Here is a 17,872-nt window from a genome sequence, read left to right as displayed (position 1 = left end):
GATGAGGGGTGTTCCAGCTTGGCACCAGAGAAGGAAGAAGGCGCCGTCGGTCGGCTCAGGTGTTGAACTTGAACAGCATGATGTCGCCGTCCTGGACGACATACTCCTTGCCTTCGTCGCGCGCCTTGCCGGCTTCCTTGGCCGCGACTTCGCCGCCCAGCGTGACGAAGTCGTTGTAGGCGATGGTCTGGGCGCGGATGAAGCCGCGCTCGAAATCGGTGTGGATGACGCCTGCCGCCTGTGGCGCCTTGGCGCCCTTGTGCACGGTCCAGGCGCGCGTCTCCTTCGGCCCGACGGTGAAATAGGTGATGAGCTGCAACAGCTCGTAGCCGGCGCGGATGACCTTGTTCAGGCCGGGCTCGTCGAGCCCCAGGGTCGCCAAAAATTCCATTTCCTCTTCGTCGCTGAGCTGCGCGACCTCGGCTTCGATCGCCGCCGAAATCACCACGGTGCGGGCGCCCTGCGCGGCAGCCATCTGTTCGACCGCTTTGGTGTGTGCGTTGCCGGTGGCAGCATCGGCCTCGGCGACATTGCAGACATAGAGCACGGGGTGCGATGTCAGCAGGTTCAGCCCCTGCAGGATGCGCAGATCCTCCGCGGAGATATTTTTGAGCAGGATGCGGGCCGGCTTGCCGGCCTGCAGGAGTTCAAGGGCGGCTTCCATCATCGGAAGCACGGTCAGCGCCTCCTTGTCCTTGCCGGAAGCGCGCTTGCGGAACTGCACGATGCGGCGCTCGAGGCTGTCGAGATCGGCGAGCATCAGCTCGGTCTCGACGGTTTCGGCGTCGGCGACGGGATCGATGCGGCCCTCGACATGGGTGATGTCGTCATCCTCGAAGCAGCGCAGCACATGGACGATGGCGTCGACCTCGCGGATATTGGCCAGGAACTGGTTGCCCAGCCCTTCGCCTTTCGAGGCGCCGCGCACCAGGCCGGCGATGTCGACGAACGAGATGCGGGTCGGGATGATCTCCTTCGACTTGCCGATCGCCGCGATTTTTTGCAGGCGCGGGTCGGGCACCGCCACTTCGCCGGTGTTCGGTTCGATGGTGCAGAACGGATAGTTGGCGGCCTGCGCCGCCGCCGTTCTGGTCAGCGCGTTGAAAAGCGTCGACTTGCCGACGTTGGGCAAGCCAACGATGCCGCATTTGAAACCCATTTTTATCCGGTCCTATCGGGAAATCGTAATTTGATGAGGGCTATGGGCGAAACGGGTGACGAACGTCAAGCCCTGCAGCCCCGATCCGTGGCCAGGCTCAATCCTTGCCGCCAAACAGCTTCTTCAGCACGGCGGCCATCGGGCCGGTTTCGGGCAGCTTGGCTGCCGGCTGCTGCGGCCGCGCCTGGCGAACGTGGCTTTGTGCTTTCGGCGCCTTGGGTGGTGGGCGGTCGTCGTCGCCCGTCGGCGTGAGCTTGTCGCGCAAGGCCAGCGTCACGCGATTCATGAAGGAATTGTCGTCGCCCTTGGCAAGCAGTCCGGCATCGTCGGCGATGGTGTCGAGCAGCACGTCCAGCCACTCGCGGTCGGCTTTGGCGAAATCGCCAAGCACATGGCCATGCACCATTTCCTTGACGCCAGGGTGGCTGACGCCAATGCGCACACGGCGGAAATCCTTGCCGACATGCTGGTCTATCGAGCGGATACCGTTGTGGCCACCGGAACCGCCGCCGACCTTGACCCGCACCTTGCCCGCGGCAAGGTCGATCTCGTCATAAAAGACGGTCAGCGCCGAAGCGTCAAGCTTGTAAAAGCGCAGGGCCTCGCCGACCGACTGGCCGGACAGGTTCATGAAGGTCTGCGGCTTGATCAGGACGATTTTCTCGCCGGCAAGCGTGCCTTCGGCGATCAGGCCCTGGAACTTTTTCGACCAGGGCGAAAAGGAATGGCGGCGGGCGATTGCGTCCGCCGCCATGAAGCCGACATTGTGCCGATTGTTGGCGTATTTCGCGCCCGGATTGCCGAGGCCTGCAAACAGCAGCATCGTCACCTCCGAGCGGAAAGGATTACTTCTCTTCGTCGGCAGGAGCCGCTTCGGGTTCAGCCGCTTCGACCGTCTCTTCCGCCTCCGGCTTCATCGCCGCGGAGCCGGCAATGGTCGCGACGGTGAAGTCGCGGTCGGAGATCACCGGCTTGACGCCGGCCGGCAGCTTGACCGCCGAGATGTGGATCGAATCGCCGATATCGGTGCCGGTGAGATCGACGGTGATGAATTCCGGGATCGCATTGGCCGGGCAGTGGAACTCGACCTCGTGACGCACGATGTTGAGCACGCCGCCGCGCTTGATGCCGGGCGACTTGTCCTCGTTGATGAAGTGGACCGGCACGTCGACATTGACTTCGGTGTCCTTGCCGATGCGCAGGAAGTCGACATGGACTGGAAAATCCTTGACAGGGTCGAGCTGGTAGTCTTTCGGCAGGACCTGGATCTTCTTGCCGTCGACATCGATCGTGGCGATCGTGGTCAGGAACCCGCCGCCATGGATCTTGTAGTAGATGTCCTTGTAGGTCAGCGCAATCGCCAGGGGAGGCTGCTTGTCGCCGTAGATTACTGCAGGCACTTTACCGTTGCGGCGAACTGCACGGGCGGACCCCTTACCGACCTGTTCGCGCGCTTCGGCCTTGAGCTCGTAAGAAGCTTGGCTCATGGCATTTCCTTTCGCGTTGTTCTGGAGCGTTCGCGGCCGGCGAGATGCCTGGGCCGTAAACGTCGAAAGCCGTCATGGCCTTACATGATCTGGTCCAAAATCTTTTTGGGATCACGTGAGGCCGGACAGCCTTCCGCCGCGTTGCCTCCAAGGGTGTCTACGCGGGTGGCGGCTCTATAGCGGAAGGTGGGGCGGGGTGCAAGCCAAAGGCGGGTGGCGAACGCGGGTGGGCAGTGTCTCGCTTTTGAATTCGTGCTTGCTCCCGCATTTGCAAAATATTGGGGTTGTGTCCTGAAAGCCGACCGCAATCGACCAGTATCAGATCGGGAACAGGTGTGCGGAAAACAACGCAGCGGCATACAGCCCGACGCCGAAGGACAGATGAGTGATGAGGCCGCGCAGACGCGCGGTGCTCGGATTGTGCGTTTTCGAGGCTGCAATTCCGGCTCCAAAGGCTGGCTGCATTATGAAAAACGGGGCAACGACAGTGGACATGCCGACAACAAGGGCGGGAAGCAATGTCGGGTCTCGTGCCCAGTCGAGGCCCCATACTGCCATCAGCAATGCAGCAAAGACGATGCCGATCGTGTAATGCGCGACCCAGCCAACAGGCGTTTCGCCGCGAATTCGGGGCGCCTGCGCGATATTCGCATGTGCGAAACGTCCTCGCGGAAAGTGGCCGATCCAGCGGCCGACCCAAGCATAATCAAGCGGCGGAATCGCCAACGTTCGTTTCAGAAACAATCCCCAAAGATCCATCACCGCCGTCGCCCCCGTTCCGATCGCGGCTGCGCGGACAACGAACTCCAACTGCTCGTTCATTTTTTTGCTCCTGCCTTGTCCATGCTTCCTGTCACGGGCGCCGGACACTAGCCGCTTCAAATAAAACAATCAATGTATTGATTGATCGTTTGATTATTGTACCATGCGATATGAAAAACGCAGATGTCCATCATCCGATCTTTGACGAAATAGCCGATCTCGCCCGCACGCTGGGGCATGCACACCGGCTGGTTCTTCTGCGCCACATAGCCGACGGCGAACTGGCCGTGGAGCAGCTGACGCAACTTTCCGGCATCGCCATGGCCAACACCTCGCAGCATCTTCAACAGCTCAAGCGGGCCGGCTTGGTGCAGACCCGGCGAGACGGGAAACGCGTGCTTTATCGTTTGGCCGATGGTCCAATCGAAAACGTGCTTGGGGCCCTGCGCAGCCTTGCGAACCACAGGCGCGAGCAAATCCGCGAGCTTATCGATGACACTATGAGCCGGCCGGACAGGCTGGAGAGCATCTCGCGCGAGGAACTGGTGCGTCGCATGCGGGACGACGAAGTCGTGCTGCTCGACGTCCGGCCGCAAGAGGAATACGCGGCCGGGCATTTGCCGGGTGCGATCAACATTCCCGTGGGTGAGTTGGAAGAACGACTTGCGGAGCTTCCACGACAGAAGGTCATCGTCGCCTATTGTCGTGGTGTCCAGTGCGTTCTTTCTGCTGACGCGCTGGCAATCCTGAGGGCGCGAGGCTGGGCCTCACGCCGGTTCGAAGGCGGCTTTCCCGAGTGGCTGACCCCAAGCCTTGATGTCGACAGCATGAACTACGAAAGCGGCTGACAGAAGCCGAAGCCGGCGTCGCCGGGCACGCCCGAATATCGCTGGGCACTCCGGTCACAATCTCGCCAGACCGAAGCCGGCTCCTGAGAGCAATGACAGCCCAGCTTTAAGGCCGAAATCCAACTCAAGCCTCACCCGATCGGGGTCTCCTCCTCGATCTTCCTGGCTTGCCTCATATTGGGAAGAAAAACCGTCAGCAGCCCGAGCAGCGGCAAATACGAGCAGATCTGAAAGACGAAGTCGATGCCTTTCATGTCGGCGACGACGCCGAGCACAGCGGCGGCTATGCCGCCCATGCCGAAGGCGAAGCCGAAGAAGATGCCGGCGATCATGCCGACGCGGCCGGGCACCAGTTCCTGGGCGAAGACGACGATGTTCGAGAAGGCCGAGGACAGGATCAGGCCGATCAGCACGGTCAGGATCATCGTCCATTCGAAATTGGCGTAGGGCAGGGCCAGCGTAAACGGCAGCACGCCGACGATCGAGAACCAGATCATCGGCTTCTGTCCGTAGCGGTCGCCGAACGGGCCGCCGAGCAGGATGCCCAGCGCCGAGGCGCCGAGGAACAGGAACAGCATGACCTGCGACATCTGCACCGAAACGCCGAATTTATCGATGGCGTAGAAGGTGTAGTAACTGGCGAGGCTGGCAACGTAGGCGTTTTTTGTCAGCACCAGCAAGGTCAGCACCGCCAGCGCGCTCATCACCTTGCGGCGCGGGAAGGGCGAGACGAAGCCTGCCGCCTTGCGGTTGGCGAGCGAGGCGCGCAGCCGGCTGTACCAGCCGCCGACCCGCCACAGCACGATGATGCCGATCAGCGATCCGGCGGCGAACCACGCTATGCTGGTCTGGCCGAACGGCACGACGATGAAGGCGGCGAGCAGCGGCCCGATGGCCTGGCCGAGATTGCCGCCGACCTGGAACAGCGATTGCGCCAGGCCGAACCTGCCGCCCGAGGCGAAGCGGGCGATGCGCGAGGATTCCGGGTGGAAGATCGCCGAGCCAATGCCGATCAGCGACGCGCCGATCAGCAGCAGCCAGTAGTGTCCGGCATAGGCCAGCACGACCAGGCCGATCAGCGAGGACGCCATGCCGTAGGGCAGCGAATAGGGCATCGGCCGCTTGTCGGTGACCATGCCGATCAGCGGCTGCAGCAATGACGCCGTCACCTGGAAGGTGAAGGTCAAAAGGCCGATCTGCCAGAAATCGAGACGGTAATTGTCCTTCAGCAGCGGATAGATGGCCGACAGCAGCGACTGCATGATGTCGTTGACACAATGGCAGAAGCTCACCGCAAGGATGACGGTGAAGGCCGTCGCTTGCGCCGAAGTGTGGCTGGCCGTCGCCGGCGTGGCGGCGGAGGTGGCTGTCGTATCAGTCAACGCAGGCTCCATGGTCTTTTTGGCGGACGCTCCCGCAGGCGGCCCTTATGGCCCCGCTGCCTTATAAGTTACTTGCCGGGCGACTTCTTTCGTGGTTTGGTCCAATAGTTTCGCGAGTGGGCCAATAGCCAATGCCGCATGGCAAAGAAATCTTCAAAGCGGGCGACACCGATCTCGGCCAGTTCACCGATCTCGGGCTGTTGCGCCGCTGGCAATGGCTGGAGCAGGCTGTCGGGCCGGCGGTGGCCCTGCCGACCGAATTTCCCGACGGCTACCACGTTCCGCAGCACCGTCACAGCCGCAGTCAATTGCTGCATGCGCTTGTCGGCGTCGTGCTGGTGACGACGCGGCATGGGCGCTGGATGGTGCCGCCCGATCATGCGATGTGGATACCCGCCGGCACCGAGCATTCCGTCGAGATGCTTGGCGACGTCAGCATGCGCTCGGTCTATGTGATGCCGGACGCCATTGCCGGGCTGCCGGATGGCTTACGCGTCGTCGGCATCACCGATCTGATGCACAGCCTGATCGTGGAATCGGAAAAGCTGCCGCAGGGCGCCGAGCTTGAGGGGCGCGGCGGGCTGATCATGAGCCTGCTGCTGCACGAAATCCCGAACCTGCCGGAACGGCCGCTCGGCCTGCCTTTTCCTTCGGATCCAAGGCTTGCGGCACTGTGCCGGCGCTTCGTCGCAGCACCCTCGCCGCACGCGACGATCGACGAATGGGCCGATATTGTCGGCATGAGCAGGCGTTCCTTCACCCGCGCCTTTCATCGCCAGACCGGATTGTCGTTGTCGACATGGCGCCAGCAGGCCTGCCTGTTCGCGGCCTTGCCGAGGCTGGCGGACGGCGAGCCGATCACAAGGGTAGCGCTCGATCTCGGCTATGACAGCGTGCCGGCCTTCATCACCATGTTCAAGCGCATGCTGGGGGCGTCGCCGCGCGGCTATATGCGCGGCTCAAGGGACAACATCAGGGTGTCGAACGGAAGCGCATGACCCCGAAAGGATCATGCGCAAAATCAAGGTGCTACAGCGTCCTTTGCGCGTCTCTGGACGCGCGGCGCTGTATCGCGGGCAGATTTCAGTCGAACAGGCTCGACACCGACTCTTCGGTCGCCGTGCGCGAGATCGCCTCACCCATCAGGTCGGCGATGGAGACGACGCGGATGTTGCTGGCGTCGAGCACCGCCTGGGTCGGCTGGATGGAATCGGTGATGACCAGTTCCTGCAGCTTCGAGGCGCCGATGCGGGCGATGGCGCCGCCGGACAGAACGCCATGGGTGGTGTAGGCGGTGACGCTGGTGGCGCCGGCGGCAAGCAGCGCATCGGCCGCATTGCACAAGGTACCGCCCGAATCGATGATGTCGTCGATCAGCAGGCAATCCTTGCCGCGCACGTCGCCGATGACGTTCATGACTTCCGATTCGCCAGGGCGCTCGCGACGCTTGTCGACAATGGCAAGCTGGGCGTCGATGCGCTTGGCGAGAGCGCGGGCGCGGACCACGCCGCCAACATCCGGCGACACGACCATGACATTGGCAAGGCGCTTGTATTTCGCCTTCACATCGCGGGCCATGACCGGCACCGAGAACAGATTGTCGGTCGGGATGTCGAAAAAGCCCTGGATCTGGCCGGCGTGGAGATCCAGCGTCAAGACGCGATCGACCCCGGCCCGCGTGATCATGTTGGCGACCAGCTTGGCCGAGATCGGCGTGCGGCCCGAGGCGCGGCGGTCTTGCCTTGCATAGCCGAAATAGGGAATGACCGCCGTGATGCGCTTGGCCGACGAGCGCATGAAGGCATCGATCATGATGAGCAGTTCCATCAGGTGATCGTTGGTCGGGAACGAGGTGGACTGCAGGATGAAGACATCCTCGCCACGCACATTCTCCTGTATTTCGACGAAGATCTCCTGATCGGCGAAGCGCCTGACGCTGGCTTTGCCCAGCGGGATGTTGAGATAGCGGGCGACCGCTTCGGCCAGCACCCTGTTGGAATTGCCCGCGAAAAGCTTCATGCACCGTTCCTGGTGAAGGATGGAGACTCTGGCAGACTCTCTTGAGCCCCTTAGTCGGGGCTTTTAGCGGCCCGTGCCGGTATTGCAAGCGTCGTGATCGGAATCCGCCGGCTAATCTCAATAAACATGAACGGCGAGGGAAGCCGGCAACATGTCAGCCCGCCGGTCAGCCCGCTTGCCCGCCAAGCCATGTGGCAAACTGGTCGATCGTCTGGTCGGCGATCGATTGCATGGTCTCCGGCGCGACTGCAGCCCAGCCTTCGCCATCATTGACCGAGGGCGCCTTCTGCTGGCCGTTGATGCGATGCAGCCGGTTGCCTGCCGGGTCATAGACGTCCCAGACATAGATGACGGTGGTATCCTTGCCTTCCGACATCGTCGAGAAATAGCCTTTCAGCACATGCGTCGGGGTCTGTCCGGCGCTTCCTGCCAAGGTGATGCCGCGCTGCTTGGCTCGCGTCTGAAGCTGCGCGGTCAATGGTGTCGCGGCTTCCACCGAGGCGCCGACGATCGGCGCCACCTGCAGGCGGGTGCGTGCGATGACGGCGGCGCTTTTTGCCGGCAGCTCGGTTGCGGGCTGTGCCGTCGCGGAAGGCTGTGTTGTCGCGGAAGGCTGGGCGGTGGCTGCAGGTGCGGTCGGCGTTGCAGCCGTGCCGCTTCCGGGCGTTGCCACGGCCTGCGTCGACTGCGGGGCGATGGCCGAGGGTTCGAGAACGTCCTTCGCGTTGGTGCAGGCGGCCAGCGTCAGCGCCGCGAGCAATGACACGGTCGTCGCATGCGATCGCCTCATTTCCCTCAAAACTCCCTGGCGATGAACGCCTCTTGCATTCTTACCATTATGGATTCATTGCACAATCAAGTCGAGATCATGGCGGGACAGCGGCTTCGGCTGCGATTCAGTCGTCAGATAGGTGCGGCCAAGCGTCATCGCCGTCTCGGTTTCGGAGTCCATGATGATCATGTGGGCGAACAGCGTCATGTTCGGCGCGATCGGTTCGGGATTGCCCTGATAGAACATCGGCATGTCCATCCATGATGGGGTGAAGCGGGCGCCGAGCGAATAGCCGCAGGCGTTGAGCCGGTGCTTGGTCAAATTGTGCGCCTCGAGCGTGCGGGCATGCGCGTCGAACACGTCGCCGAAGGTATTTCCGGGCGTCATCGCCTTTTCGACCGCCAGAAGTGCGGCGCGCGCCGCATCGAACAGTTCCTGGTGACGTTTCGACACTTTGCCGGTCAGCACCGTGCGCATCATCGCCGCATGGTAATGGTGGAAGACGCCGGCCCATTCGAGCGTCAGCTGGTCGTTCTTGCTCAGCTTGCGGCGGCCAGCCTTGTAACGGCAAAGCAGTGCGTCCACGCCGGAGCCGATGATGAACTCGTTGGCCGGATAGTCGCCGCCGCCGGCAAAGATCGCGCCCTGCATGGCGGCGAGGATCAAGGCTTCGTCGCCACCCTGCTTGATCAGCGGCAGGGCCGCGTCCAGAGCGTCGTCGGCGAGATTTGCGGCCTTTTCCACCTTGGCGATTTCGGCGGGGCTCTTGAACAAGCGCAGCCGGCTGACGATGCCGGACGCGTCGGCGATCTGGCCAAAGGTCTGCAATTGCTCGTCCAGGCGCCGGCCATTGTAGGCGGTCAGGCCGTGGGTGTCGTATTCGACGCCGATGCGGGCGCCGAGCAGGTCGAGGTCGTTGAGCAAATTGCGCAGGTCGATCGCCGGATTGGCGCCGTCGCGGTCGGTCCACAGCACGATGTTGTCGATGATCGAGGTGTGGCGCGCCTGGCGCAGATCGGCCGAGCGCGTGAGCAGGATCATCGAGCCGTCTGCCTTCACCACCAGGCACTGGAAGAAGCAGAAGCCGAACGTATCGTAGCCGGTCAGCCAGTACATGCTCTCCTGCGCAAACAAAAGGACGGCATCGAGCTTCTTCTCGGCGATCTCGATCATCAGCCGATCGCGCCGCGCGTCAAATTCCGACCGTTCGAAATGCAGCGCCATTATTCTGTCTCCAAAACGATTGCCGAAATCTGCCGCCCGTAATCCGGCTCCTTGCGATGGGTGCTGCGCCGGTAGGAATAGAACAGATCCTCCTCGGCGTAGGTGCAGCGGCCGAGCCCATCGGCGGTGACGCCGGCCCGGGTCAGCCGATCGACCGTATAGCGGTTGAGGTCGAACATTGCATGTTCCGGCTTCGCCGAGGGCGCGAAATAGCCGATATTGTTGGCATCGACCTCGACGAAGCGAGCGATGAATTCCGGGCCGACTTCATAGTTTTCCGGGCCGATGGACGGGCCGAGAACCGCAACGATGCGCTCGCGCCGGGCGCCGAGGCTTTCCATCGCCGCAATGGTGTTTTCCAGCACGCCTGACAAGGCGCCCTTCCAGCCGGCATGGGCTGCGCCGACGATTCGCGCCCCGGCATCGGCGAACAGCACCGGTCCGCAATCGGCCGTCGAGGCGCCCACCGCAATCCCCGTCCGGTCGGTGACGACGGCGTCGGCCTTCGGCCGCTCGCCGGAAAAAGGCTCCCTGGCGATGACGACGTCGGGCGAATGGATCTGGTGGGCGGTCAACAGATGTCTTGATGGCACGCCCATCCAGTCGGCGACGCGGCGGCGGTTCTCGGCGACCTGCGTCTGGTCGTCGCTCGAGCCGGTGCCGATGTTGAGGCCCTGATAGATGCCGCTGGAGACGCCGCCGACGCGGGTGAAATAGCCGTGGCGAATGCCTTGCGCACGCGCTTTCTCCAGCAAGGGCGACCGAACGGGATCCGGTTTGGTCTGATTCAGCATGGCTGCGTTGTTGTCCGTGAGAGCGATTTCGTCAAGCGACAGTCGAAAGATGGCGACAGTCCAACGGCGACAGTCGGAAGGCGGGAGAGTGGGAGAGGCGGCAGTGAAAAGTCAATCCGCCGTTGCAAAGGGCGGAACGGCGATGCCGGCAGGCAGGACAGCAAGCACCTTGAACAGGTCGCCCATGGCTTGCGGGCCGGCGAGGCGTTCGACCTCGCCCGCAATCTTTTCGCGCGCCGCCTCATTGGCATTGGCGCCGAGCTGACCGGCGCGTTCGAGAAGCCCCATTTCCACCAGGAATTCGCCTTGCGTGGAGAGATGGGCATCGAGGCCATGCGCCCGCACAACCGCGGCGAGGGCGGCGAAATCGACATGGGCGGTGAGATCGGCTTCGCCCGGATTGGCCAGCACATCTTCGTGATCGTGCTTGCGCAAGGCCTGCAAGGTGTCGCCGATCCCTGGCTGGAGGTAGCCATAGTCGAGAAACAGGCCGGCGCCGCCGAGCCCGGCCAATCGCTCGGCGATGGTCGCCATCAGCGCGGCTCGGGCCGGCGCGACCTCGACGATCGCGCCCTGTGGCGCGTTTTCGGCATCGTCCGGCAACAGCGTTGGATCGACCGAGCCGGCGCCGGCGAAGACGTGCAATTCGTCGGCGCCGTCGAGGCCGATCATCCGTTCGCGCCAGCCTGTTCCGGCGCGGACGAACTGGCGGATCGGCACTGCGTCGAACAATTCGTTGCCGACGATGAAAAGCGGGGTTTGCGGCAAAGTGTCGATGCTTTCGTGCCAGCCGATCGCGGCAGGCGTGGCGGCAAGCGTTTGCTTCTGGACATCGGCCAGCCGCGGGCTGGTCTCGATCATGGCGAACGATGCACCGGCGATCAGCGCCGGATCGAGCCGCGCAAGCGTGCGCAGCATGTCCTTCATCAGCGTGCCGCGGCCGGGGCCGATCTCGGCGATGGTGGCCGGCATCGGCCGGCCGGTCGCCAGCCAGGCTTCGTAGAGCCAGACGGCGATAAGCTCGCCGAACATCTGGCTGATCTCCGGTGCGGTGACGAAGTCGCCGGCAGCCCCGAACGGCTCGCGCGTCGTATAGTAGCCGTCCAGCGGATCGAACAGGCAAAGCGCCATGTAATGGTTGACGGGGATTGGCCCCGCCGCACCGATCAGCTCGACGATGCGGGTTTTCAGCCGGGTCATACCGGCTGTGGCTGTGTTACCGGCTTTGCAGTCACCATCGCCCAGATGCCGGCCAGCAGCATCGGCAGCGACAGCACCATGCCCATCGTCAGCCAGTTGGTGCCGAGGAGGTAGCCGAGCTGCTGGTCGGGCTCGCGGAAGAATTCGACAAAGATGCGCGAGAGACCGTAACCGGCGATGAAGGCGCCGCCGACGAAGCGCGGCGTCTTCAGCTTGAGCCTGGAATGGGTGAGGAAGCGCAGGACCAGGAACAGCACCAGGCCTTCGAGCAGCGCCTCGTAGAGCTGGCTCGGATGGCGCGCAAAGGGCCCGCCATTGGGGAATTCGACCGCCCATGGCACGTCGGTCGGCCGGCCCCAGAGTTCGGAGTTGATGAAATTCGCCATGCGGACGAGGCCAAGGCCGACCGGCACGCCGGCCGCCACCACGTCGAACAGCGACCATGTGCGGATGCCGCGCGACCAGGAAAACAGCGTCATGGCGAGAATGACGCCGAGCAGCCCGCCATGGAACGACATGCCGCCCTGCCAGACGGCAAGGATATCGAAGGGTTGAGCGATGTAGCGCGGCAGGTCGTAGAACAGCACGTAGCCGACACGCCCGCCAAGCACCACGCCGATAGCCGCCCAGACGATGAAGTCGTCGAGATCCTCAGGCTTCATGGGCATGGTGCCGTCGGGCCAGAGCCTTGCATTGGTGACGAGCCGTTTGGCATACCACCAGGCGAACAAAATGCCGACGATGTAGCCGACGCCATACCAATGCACCGCCAGCGGCCCGATCTGGACGATGACGGGGTCGATGTTGGGGAAGGGCAGGGCGGCCAGCGGCAGCATAAGATACTCGCTCAACAGGATCTCCCGGTTGCGATCACGTTCGGGCGCGGACCATGCGGCAGGGTTTTGACGGGGTCAAGGCGACGTGGATGCTTGCATTCCGCGTCGCGCGCCACTACGTCAAATCGAGCAAGCGAGGATTTGCCATGTCGACCGGACCGAACCGCATTCTCGATGAATTCGCCAAGCTGATGACCGACGCTGCCGGTGCCGCGCAAGGCGTGCGCCGCGAAGTGGAAACCGCCTTCAAGGGGCAGGCCGAGCGTGTTCTCAACTCGATGGACCTGGTGCAGCGCGAAGAATTCGAGGCCGCCCGCGACATGGCGGTAAAAGCCAGGGAAGAAAACACCCGTCTCGCGACGCGCCTCGAAGCGCTCGAGGCGAAGCTCGCCGAACTGACCGGGCAGGCCGCGCCTGCGGCCGCGGCAAAGCCCAGACCGAAAAAATAACGTTAAACTTTTCCACAAAGCACAATCGCAAAAAGCGCTTTGTCGTGAATCGCTTACCGGCATTGCGTGAATCTTTGTGACAGCGGCTTTCCACATGCGAATGACGCAGTGCGAAAAATTGGGCTGGTCACGCGACTCCCGATCAATAGACTGAATTTGTTGCATGATTCGGAGCAGGGTCATGCGCCGGGCGGTGGGGTCCGGTCTGGGGTCTTTGCGTTGACGAAGTCCCGGCCGTCCGAGTTCTAGACAAAATTGTTCGTTGTGGGTGCCCCGCCGGCCGAGGCGAAGGAACGACAGGAAGCATTCATGGAACTTCTCGAACTCGAATTCTCGCGCGAAATCCATCCGGTGGATGTTATCGAGCAGGTGGCGCACAACAACGACTGGTCCTTCGAACGGGCCGGCGACGACGAGATTTCGATTTCGGTTGCCGGAAGCTGGACCGACTACCACGTCTCATTTTCCTGGATGGAGGATTTCGAGGCGCTGCATCTGGCCTGCGCTTTCGACATCAAGGTGCCGGAGGCGCGCGCACTCGAAGTGATGCGGCTGCTTTCGCTGATCAACGAGCAGATGCTGTTCGGCCATTTCGACCTCTGGGAGCAGGAGGGCGCGATCATGTTCCGCCAGTCGCTGCTGCTCGCCGGCGGGGTCGAGCCGTCGAGCCAGCAGGTCGAGGTGCTGTTGTCGTCGGCGCTGGAAGCCTGCGAATGCTACTTCCAGGCGTTCCAGTTCGTCGTCTGGTCGGGAACCTCGGCCAAGGATGCGCTGGCCGGCGTCCTGTTCGAGACCTACGGAAACGCCTGAGCCAGGTCCTGATCCTCCATGAGTTCGAGCAGCCAGCGCAAGCCAGAGATCAGCTTCGCCGATTTCGACCGTGTCGACATTCGCGCCGGCACGATCGTCGAGGCCGAGCCGTTTCCCGAGGCGCGCAAGCCGTCGATCAAGCTGAAGATCGATTTCGGCGCTGACATCGGAGTGAAGAAATCGTCGGCGCAGATCACCAAATACTATGCGCCCGAGACGCTGATCGGCCGGCAGGTGTTCGCGGTGGTCAATTTTCCGCCGCGGCAGATCGGCCCCTTCATGTCGGAAGTGCTGACGCTTGGCTTTCCCGACGAGGAGGGTGCGGTCGTCCTCGGTGCGATCGAACGCAGGGTGCCTGACGGCGGCCGACTGTTCTAGCTTCGTCATCCACGGGCGGAGCGGGAGCGACGCCGACGCGCAGATTTTCCTTGGCCGCTCCAGGGTTTGATCTCAAGAAGCGCGTGGTTTCCCCAAAAGTCGTGATCACCAGAAACCTCGGCCGCAGTATCGCGACCACGCCGAATGCCCGCGAATGAACCAAGGGTGCCCACAGCCTTGACCTGCACGTGATTGCAGTTCTCGGCGACAACATCGATTGAGTTTTCGTTGTGGGCGGCCACCCCAAACGGATTAGTCGACAGTCCAACGGCCCAGGCTTATTGTTTTGACGCGGCATCTGTCGGGCTGTGCCGCCAATTCTCGGGAGGATACGATGGTTCGACTGCTGACTGCGATTTTCGCTGTGCTTTCCCTTTGCCTCTTTTCGTGGTCGTCCGCCAACGCTGACCCCGTCGACGATCAGGTGAAAGCCGCTTACGTGGCCTGGGACGCTGCTTTCAACAAAGCAGACGCAAAGGCGGTTGCGGCGTTCTACACCGACGACGCGATCTTCTTGCCCGCCACCCATGACGTCATCAAGGCACCGGACGGGGTCGAGAAATTCTTTGGCGGCCTCTTCGGCATGGGAGTGACAGGCCACAAGCTCGAACTTATCGAAGCAGGAGGTGACGGCAACCTGCTGTTTGGCACGGCGAAATGGTCGGCCAAGGGTAAAGACGCCAATGGTGCGGATCAGCCGTGGGCCGGGGTGGCAACCCACGTCTTCGAAAAGCAGGCAGATGGCAGCCTGAAACTCCGGCTGCACACCTTCAACTGATCAACGGCGTTCTTGCTTCCGACGGGAGGGGTGCGCTACCGGGTCGCTGCCTCAGCTAGCGCAGTCACGATCCTGACGGACGCCAAGAGCTGCACCCTGGCGCAAGTAATTGAAATCGATCAGCGCCTCCGCTTGCCTGTTTTCGGCAAAGCGTTCCGGATGAACCTGCGGAGTAAGTGCGGCCCGCCGCCGCCTCAACCCAACAAGTTCTTCACCGAAGGGGCCGCTCGGAGGTCACGAAATGGATCCTCGGGTCTGCGCGCCGGCGTTGCCGCCGCTTCGCCCGTGGATGACGAAGGTGGTGTCAGTTTTCGCTGGGTGCCCAGCGCCTCTCCAACCGTCTCCAGGAACATCTCCGCGCAGGCCTTCCAGCTATAGCGCATTGCCCGTTGGCGCGCTTCGGCGCGGTCGACATCGAGCGCGGCGAGCGCGGCCTCACGCAAATCGTTCGATACGGCTCCGCCGACGCCGTCGCCGACAATGTCGATCGGCCCGGTCACCGGATAGGCTGCGACCGGCGTGCCGCTGGCCAGCGCCTCGATGATGACATTGCCGAACGTGTCGGTGCGGCTGGGAAAAATGAAGACATCGGCCGAGGCATAGATTTCGGCCAGTTCGTCGTTCGGGCGGTGGCCAAGGAAATGGGCATCGGGGTATCTCGCCTTGAGCCTGGCCAACTCCGGTCCCTCGCCGACGACCACCTTGCTGCCGGGCAAATCCAGGTCGAGGAAGGCGGCCAGGTTCTTTTCGATCGCGACGCGGCCGACGCAGAGGAAGATCGGTCGCTTGAGCCCCATATCCTTTTTCTTGTCCGGCCGGAAATGGTCGGTATCGACGCCCCGCGTCCATGGCCTGAGCTTGGTGAAGCCGCGCGCCGCCAGATCGTCCGCCAGCGACTGGGTGGCGACCAGCGTGCCTTGTCCGGAATTGTGGAAATCGCGAAGCCAGCGATAGGCCCAGGCTTCCGGTATTGGCAGCCGCGCGCTCAGATATTCCGGAAAGCGCGTGTGATAGCTTGTCGTGAACGGCCGGCCGGCCTTGCGGCAATAGCGCCGCGCCATCATGCCGAGCGGGCCCTCGGTGACGATATGGATATGGTCTGCGTTGCGCACTTCGATCAGGCGCGCGACGTGGCCCGGCGTCGTCAGCGCCAGCCGGATGTCGGGATAGGTCGGCAGCGGCAAGGTGCGAAAGATATTCGGGGTCAGGAAGTCCGTCTCGACGTCGAACGATTTCAGGGTTTCTGAAAGCCGTTCCAGCGTATGGACAACGCCGTTGACTTGCGGCCGCCAGGCGTCGGTGACCATCAGGATGCGCATAGCAGGCCTTTGCTTGAAAGGTCGTCGGTTTCCTTGATGCGGGGCCGCAAGGCCGAATCAATCGGGATCACGCGCTTCATGCGCGCTCTTCAGCATGGTTTCATGACGGGCCGATGAAGGCAGTACGCCCAATTGGACGCACGTCGCGTGGGTTCAAAGTGTAGAGCGTACTTTGTGCGTTCAATTGGACGCACGTCGCTCTAATTCAGGCCGGAACCTTGATGACGGCGCGCAAGCCGCCGAGCGGGCTCTTGTCGAGCATGATGTCGCCGCCATGGCTGCGGGCAATGTCGCGTGCGATGGCAAGGCCAAGGCCGGTGCCGCTGGCATCGAGGTTGCGGGCTTCGTCAAGCCGCACGAAAGGCTTGAACACGTGCTCGCGCTTTTCAGGCGGAATGCCCGGACCGTCGTCGTCGATGGTGACGAGCAGCGAGCCGCGGCCGTGGTTGGCGTTGATCTCAACCGTTTTGGCATAACGGAAGGCGTTGCCGACGACATTGGACAACAGCCGGGCAAAGGCGTGGGGCCGCACATGCACATTTGGATCGCCGGCGAGCGAGGTCGACAGTTTGCGCTTGCGCAGCGTCGCCTCCTCGCCGAGCTTGTCGAAATAGGCTTCAAGGTTGAAACGGCCGGCGTCTTCCGTTGCCTCGCCGCGGGCAAAGGCGAGATAGCCTTCCAGCATGGACTGCATGTCGTCGATGTCCTGGCCGAGCGCCTCGGTGTCGGCCTTGGTCCCGGTCAGCGCAAGCTGCAGCTTGAAGCGCGTGAGGATGGTCCTCAAGTCGTGACTGACGCCGCTCAGCATGGCGGTGCGCTGTTCGAGCTGGCGTTCGATGCGTTCGCGCATCTGGATGAAGGCAAAGCCGGCGCGGCGAACCTCCTCGGCGCCGCGCGGACGGAAATCGAGCGGCATCGGCCGGCCCTTGCCGAAGCTTTCGGCGGCCTCGGCCAGCGTCAGGATCGGCCGGATCTGGTTGCGCAGGAACGGGATGGCGATCATCAGCAGCACCAGCGAGGTGCCGACCATCCAGATCAGGAAAATGTGCGTGTTCGAGGCATAGGCCTGGCTGCGGCGCACGAAGGCGCGCAGCACCTTGCCTTCGAGCTGGACGCGGACCTCAATGATATTGGAATTGCCGACCGTATCGATCCAGAACGGACGGTTGATCTGATGGGTGATCTCGGACGAGAGAATTTCGTCGAGGATCGAGAAGAACGGCTTTGGACCGGGCGCCGGCAGCGGATCGGGCGGCAGCAAGTCGATCTTCAGCTGCATGCGATCCTGCGCGATGCGGATGATGTTGGCGTAGTCGGCGTCGTGCGGATAGGTTTCCACCAGGTCGACGATCGCGGCAATGTCGCGGACCGTGGCCTGCGACAGGCGCTGCGTCACGGTCTGCCAGTGGCGTTCCATGAAGACAAAGGCGAGGACCGATTGCAGCAGGATCATCGGCGCGATGACGATGATCAGCGAGCGGGCATAGAGCCGCTTCGGCATGTAAAGCGAAACGAGGCGCCAGAACCGTTTCCAGGCAAGCGGCACGGCCTTCAGCGCCCGCCTGGCGCGAGCGCTCAAGCCGCGATCTCCCGGCCGTTCCAGTTGCGTGGTCGCCATTCGCCCTTTTTGCTCATCCGCAGCCGCTCGACAAGGG

Annotated in this window: 19 protein-coding genes; 6 read left to right on the top strand and 13 right to left on the bottom strand. The window is 62.8% G+C overall.

Going from position 1 to position 17,872, the window contains the following annotated elements:
- Positions 1-55: 55 nt before the first annotated feature.
- From ychF to BLT09_RS25955, 4 genes are all read right to left on the bottom strand, one after another.
- On the bottom strand, positions 56-1,159 hold the full coding sequence (ychF, locus tag BLT09_RS25970; RefSeq protein ID WP_091598417.1) for a redox-regulated ATPase YchF: 1,104 nt from the start codon (positions 1,157-1,159) through the stop codon (positions 56-58).
- A gap of 97 nt (positions 1,160-1,256) precedes the next feature.
- Entirely contained in the window at positions 1,257-1,982 is a 726-nt protein-coding gene (gene pth, locus BLT09_RS25965; protein ID WP_091598414.1) for an aminoacyl-tRNA hydrolase, read from the bottom strand.
- 22 nt (positions 1,983-2,004) lie between these two features.
- The gene (locus BLT09_RS25960) at positions 2,005-2,646 is read right to left on the bottom strand and encodes a 50S ribosomal protein L25/general stress protein Ctc (protein WP_023799895.1); all 642 of its coding nucleotides are present in this window, start codon (positions 2,644-2,646) and stop codon (positions 2,005-2,007) included.
- A 318-nt stretch (positions 2,647-2,964) separates the two neighbouring features.
- Positions 2,965-3,468: a DUF2938 domain-containing protein gene (locus BLT09_RS25955; protein WP_091598411.1), complete on the bottom strand. Its 504-nt coding sequence runs from the start codon at positions 3,466-3,468 to the stop codon at positions 2,965-2,967.
- Between the two features lie 77 nt (positions 3,469-3,545).
- Between BLT09_RS25955 and BLT09_RS25950 the strand changes: the two genes are divergently transcribed.
- Positions 3,546-4,256, top strand: a complete 711-nt coding sequence (locus BLT09_RS25950) for an ArsR/SmtB family transcription factor (RefSeq protein WP_236473075.1) — start codon at positions 3,546-3,548, stop codon at positions 4,254-4,256.
- Positions 4,257-4,387: 131 nt separating this feature from the next.
- On the opposite strand, the gene BLT09_RS25945 is transcribed toward BLT09_RS25950, so the two are convergent.
- Positions 4,388-5,638, bottom strand: coding sequence for an MFS transporter (locus BLT09_RS25945; RefSeq protein ID WP_280141223.1), 1,251 nt, complete (start codon positions 5,636-5,638; stop codon positions 4,388-4,390).
- A 131-nt stretch (positions 5,639-5,769) separates the two neighbouring features.
- Between BLT09_RS25945 and BLT09_RS25940 the strand changes: the two genes are divergently transcribed.
- Positions 5,770-6,636, top strand: a complete 867-nt coding sequence (locus BLT09_RS25940; protein WP_091598401.1) for an AraC family transcriptional regulator — start codon at positions 5,770-5,772, stop codon at positions 6,634-6,636.
- An 85-nt stretch (positions 6,637-6,721) separates the two neighbouring features.
- Here BLT09_RS25940 and BLT09_RS25935 read toward each other — a convergent pair whose 3' ends face one another.
- The 6 genes from BLT09_RS25935 to lgt all read right to left on the bottom strand — a co-directional run bounded on the left by BLT09_RS25935 (position 6,722) and on the right by lgt (position 12,498).
- A complete protein-coding gene (locus BLT09_RS25935; RefSeq protein ID WP_023799890.1) occupies positions 6,722-7,657 on the bottom strand; it encodes a ribose-phosphate pyrophosphokinase in 936 nt (311 codons plus the stop codon).
- Positions 7,658-7,823: 166 nt separating this feature from the next.
- Positions 7,824-8,447 carry a hypothetical protein gene (locus tag BLT09_RS25930; protein ID WP_091598398.1) on the bottom strand — a complete coding sequence of 208 codons (624 nt, stop codon included), beginning with the start codon at positions 8,445-8,447 and terminating at the stop codon, positions 7,824-7,826.
- 54 nt (positions 8,448-8,501) lie between these two features.
- Positions 8,502-9,653, bottom strand: coding sequence for a M24 family metallopeptidase (locus BLT09_RS25925; RefSeq protein WP_091598395.1), 1,152 nt, complete (start codon positions 9,651-9,653; stop codon positions 8,502-8,504).
- A complete protein-coding gene (gene pgeF, locus BLT09_RS25920) occupies positions 9,653-10,447 on the bottom strand; it encodes a peptidoglycan editing factor PgeF (protein WP_091598392.1) in 795 nt (264 codons plus the stop codon). Before pgeF ends, BLT09_RS25925 begins: the two co-directional genes overlap by 1 nt.
- A gap of 111 nt (positions 10,448-10,558) precedes the next feature.
- The gene (locus tag BLT09_RS25915) at positions 10,559-11,647 is read right to left on the bottom strand and encodes a class I SAM-dependent methyltransferase (RefSeq protein ID WP_091598389.1); all 1,089 of its coding nucleotides are present in this window, start codon (positions 11,645-11,647) and stop codon (positions 10,559-10,561) included.
- The gene (gene lgt, locus BLT09_RS25910; RefSeq protein ID WP_091598386.1) at positions 11,644-12,498 is read right to left on the bottom strand and encodes a prolipoprotein diacylglyceryl transferase; all 855 of its coding nucleotides are present in this window, start codon (positions 12,496-12,498) and stop codon (positions 11,644-11,646) included. The genes BLT09_RS25915 and lgt overlap by 4 nt, the downstream gene beginning before the upstream one ends.
- Positions 12,499-12,629: 131 nt before the next feature.
- On the opposite strand from lgt, the gene BLT09_RS25905 reads away from it, so the two are divergent.
- From BLT09_RS25905 to BLT09_RS25890, 4 genes are all read left to right on the top strand, one after another.
- Positions 12,630-12,932, top strand: a complete 303-nt coding sequence (locus tag BLT09_RS25905) for an accessory factor UbiK family protein (protein ID WP_091598528.1) — start codon at positions 12,630-12,632, stop codon at positions 12,930-12,932.
- A gap of 309 nt (positions 12,933-13,241) precedes the next feature.
- Complete coding sequence (locus BLT09_RS25900; protein WP_006202532.1) at positions 13,242-13,742, top strand: type III secretion system chaperone family protein; 501 nt, start codon at positions 13,242-13,244, stop codon at positions 13,740-13,742.
- Positions 13,743-13,760: 18 nt separating this feature from the next.
- Positions 13,761-14,120 (top strand): tRNA-binding protein, encoded by a 360-nt coding sequence (locus tag BLT09_RS25895; protein WP_027151061.1) that lies wholly within the window; start codon positions 13,761-13,763, stop codon positions 14,118-14,120.
- A gap of 334 nt (positions 14,121-14,454) precedes the next feature.
- The gene (locus tag BLT09_RS25890) at positions 14,455-14,898 is read left to right on the top strand and encodes a YybH family protein (RefSeq protein ID WP_091598383.1); all 444 of its coding nucleotides are present in this window, start codon (positions 14,455-14,457) and stop codon (positions 14,896-14,898) included.
- A 194-nt stretch (positions 14,899-15,092) separates the two neighbouring features.
- Here the strand turns inward: BLT09_RS25890 and BLT09_RS25885 are convergent, their stop codons facing one another.
- Together BLT09_RS25885 and BLT09_RS25880 are read right to left on the bottom strand one after the other, a co-directional pair.
- A complete protein-coding gene (locus tag BLT09_RS25885) occupies positions 15,093-16,217 on the bottom strand; it encodes a glycosyltransferase family 4 protein (protein ID WP_236473074.1) in 1,125 nt (374 codons plus the stop codon).
- 205 nt (positions 16,218-16,422) lie between these two features.
- Positions 16,423-17,835, bottom strand: coding sequence for an ATP-binding protein (locus BLT09_RS25880; protein WP_091598380.1), 1,413 nt, complete (start codon positions 17,833-17,835; stop codon positions 16,423-16,425).
- Positions 17,836-17,872 lie beyond the last annotated feature (37 nt).

It is taken from the genome of Mesorhizobium muleiense (genome assembly GCF_900099905.1).
Classification (GTDB): domain Bacteria; phylum Pseudomonadota; class Alphaproteobacteria; order Rhizobiales; family Rhizobiaceae; genus Mesorhizobium; species Mesorhizobium muleiense.
Note: the sequence above shows the minus strand (reverse complement) of the source record. Positions and strands in the feature narration are given on the sequence as shown.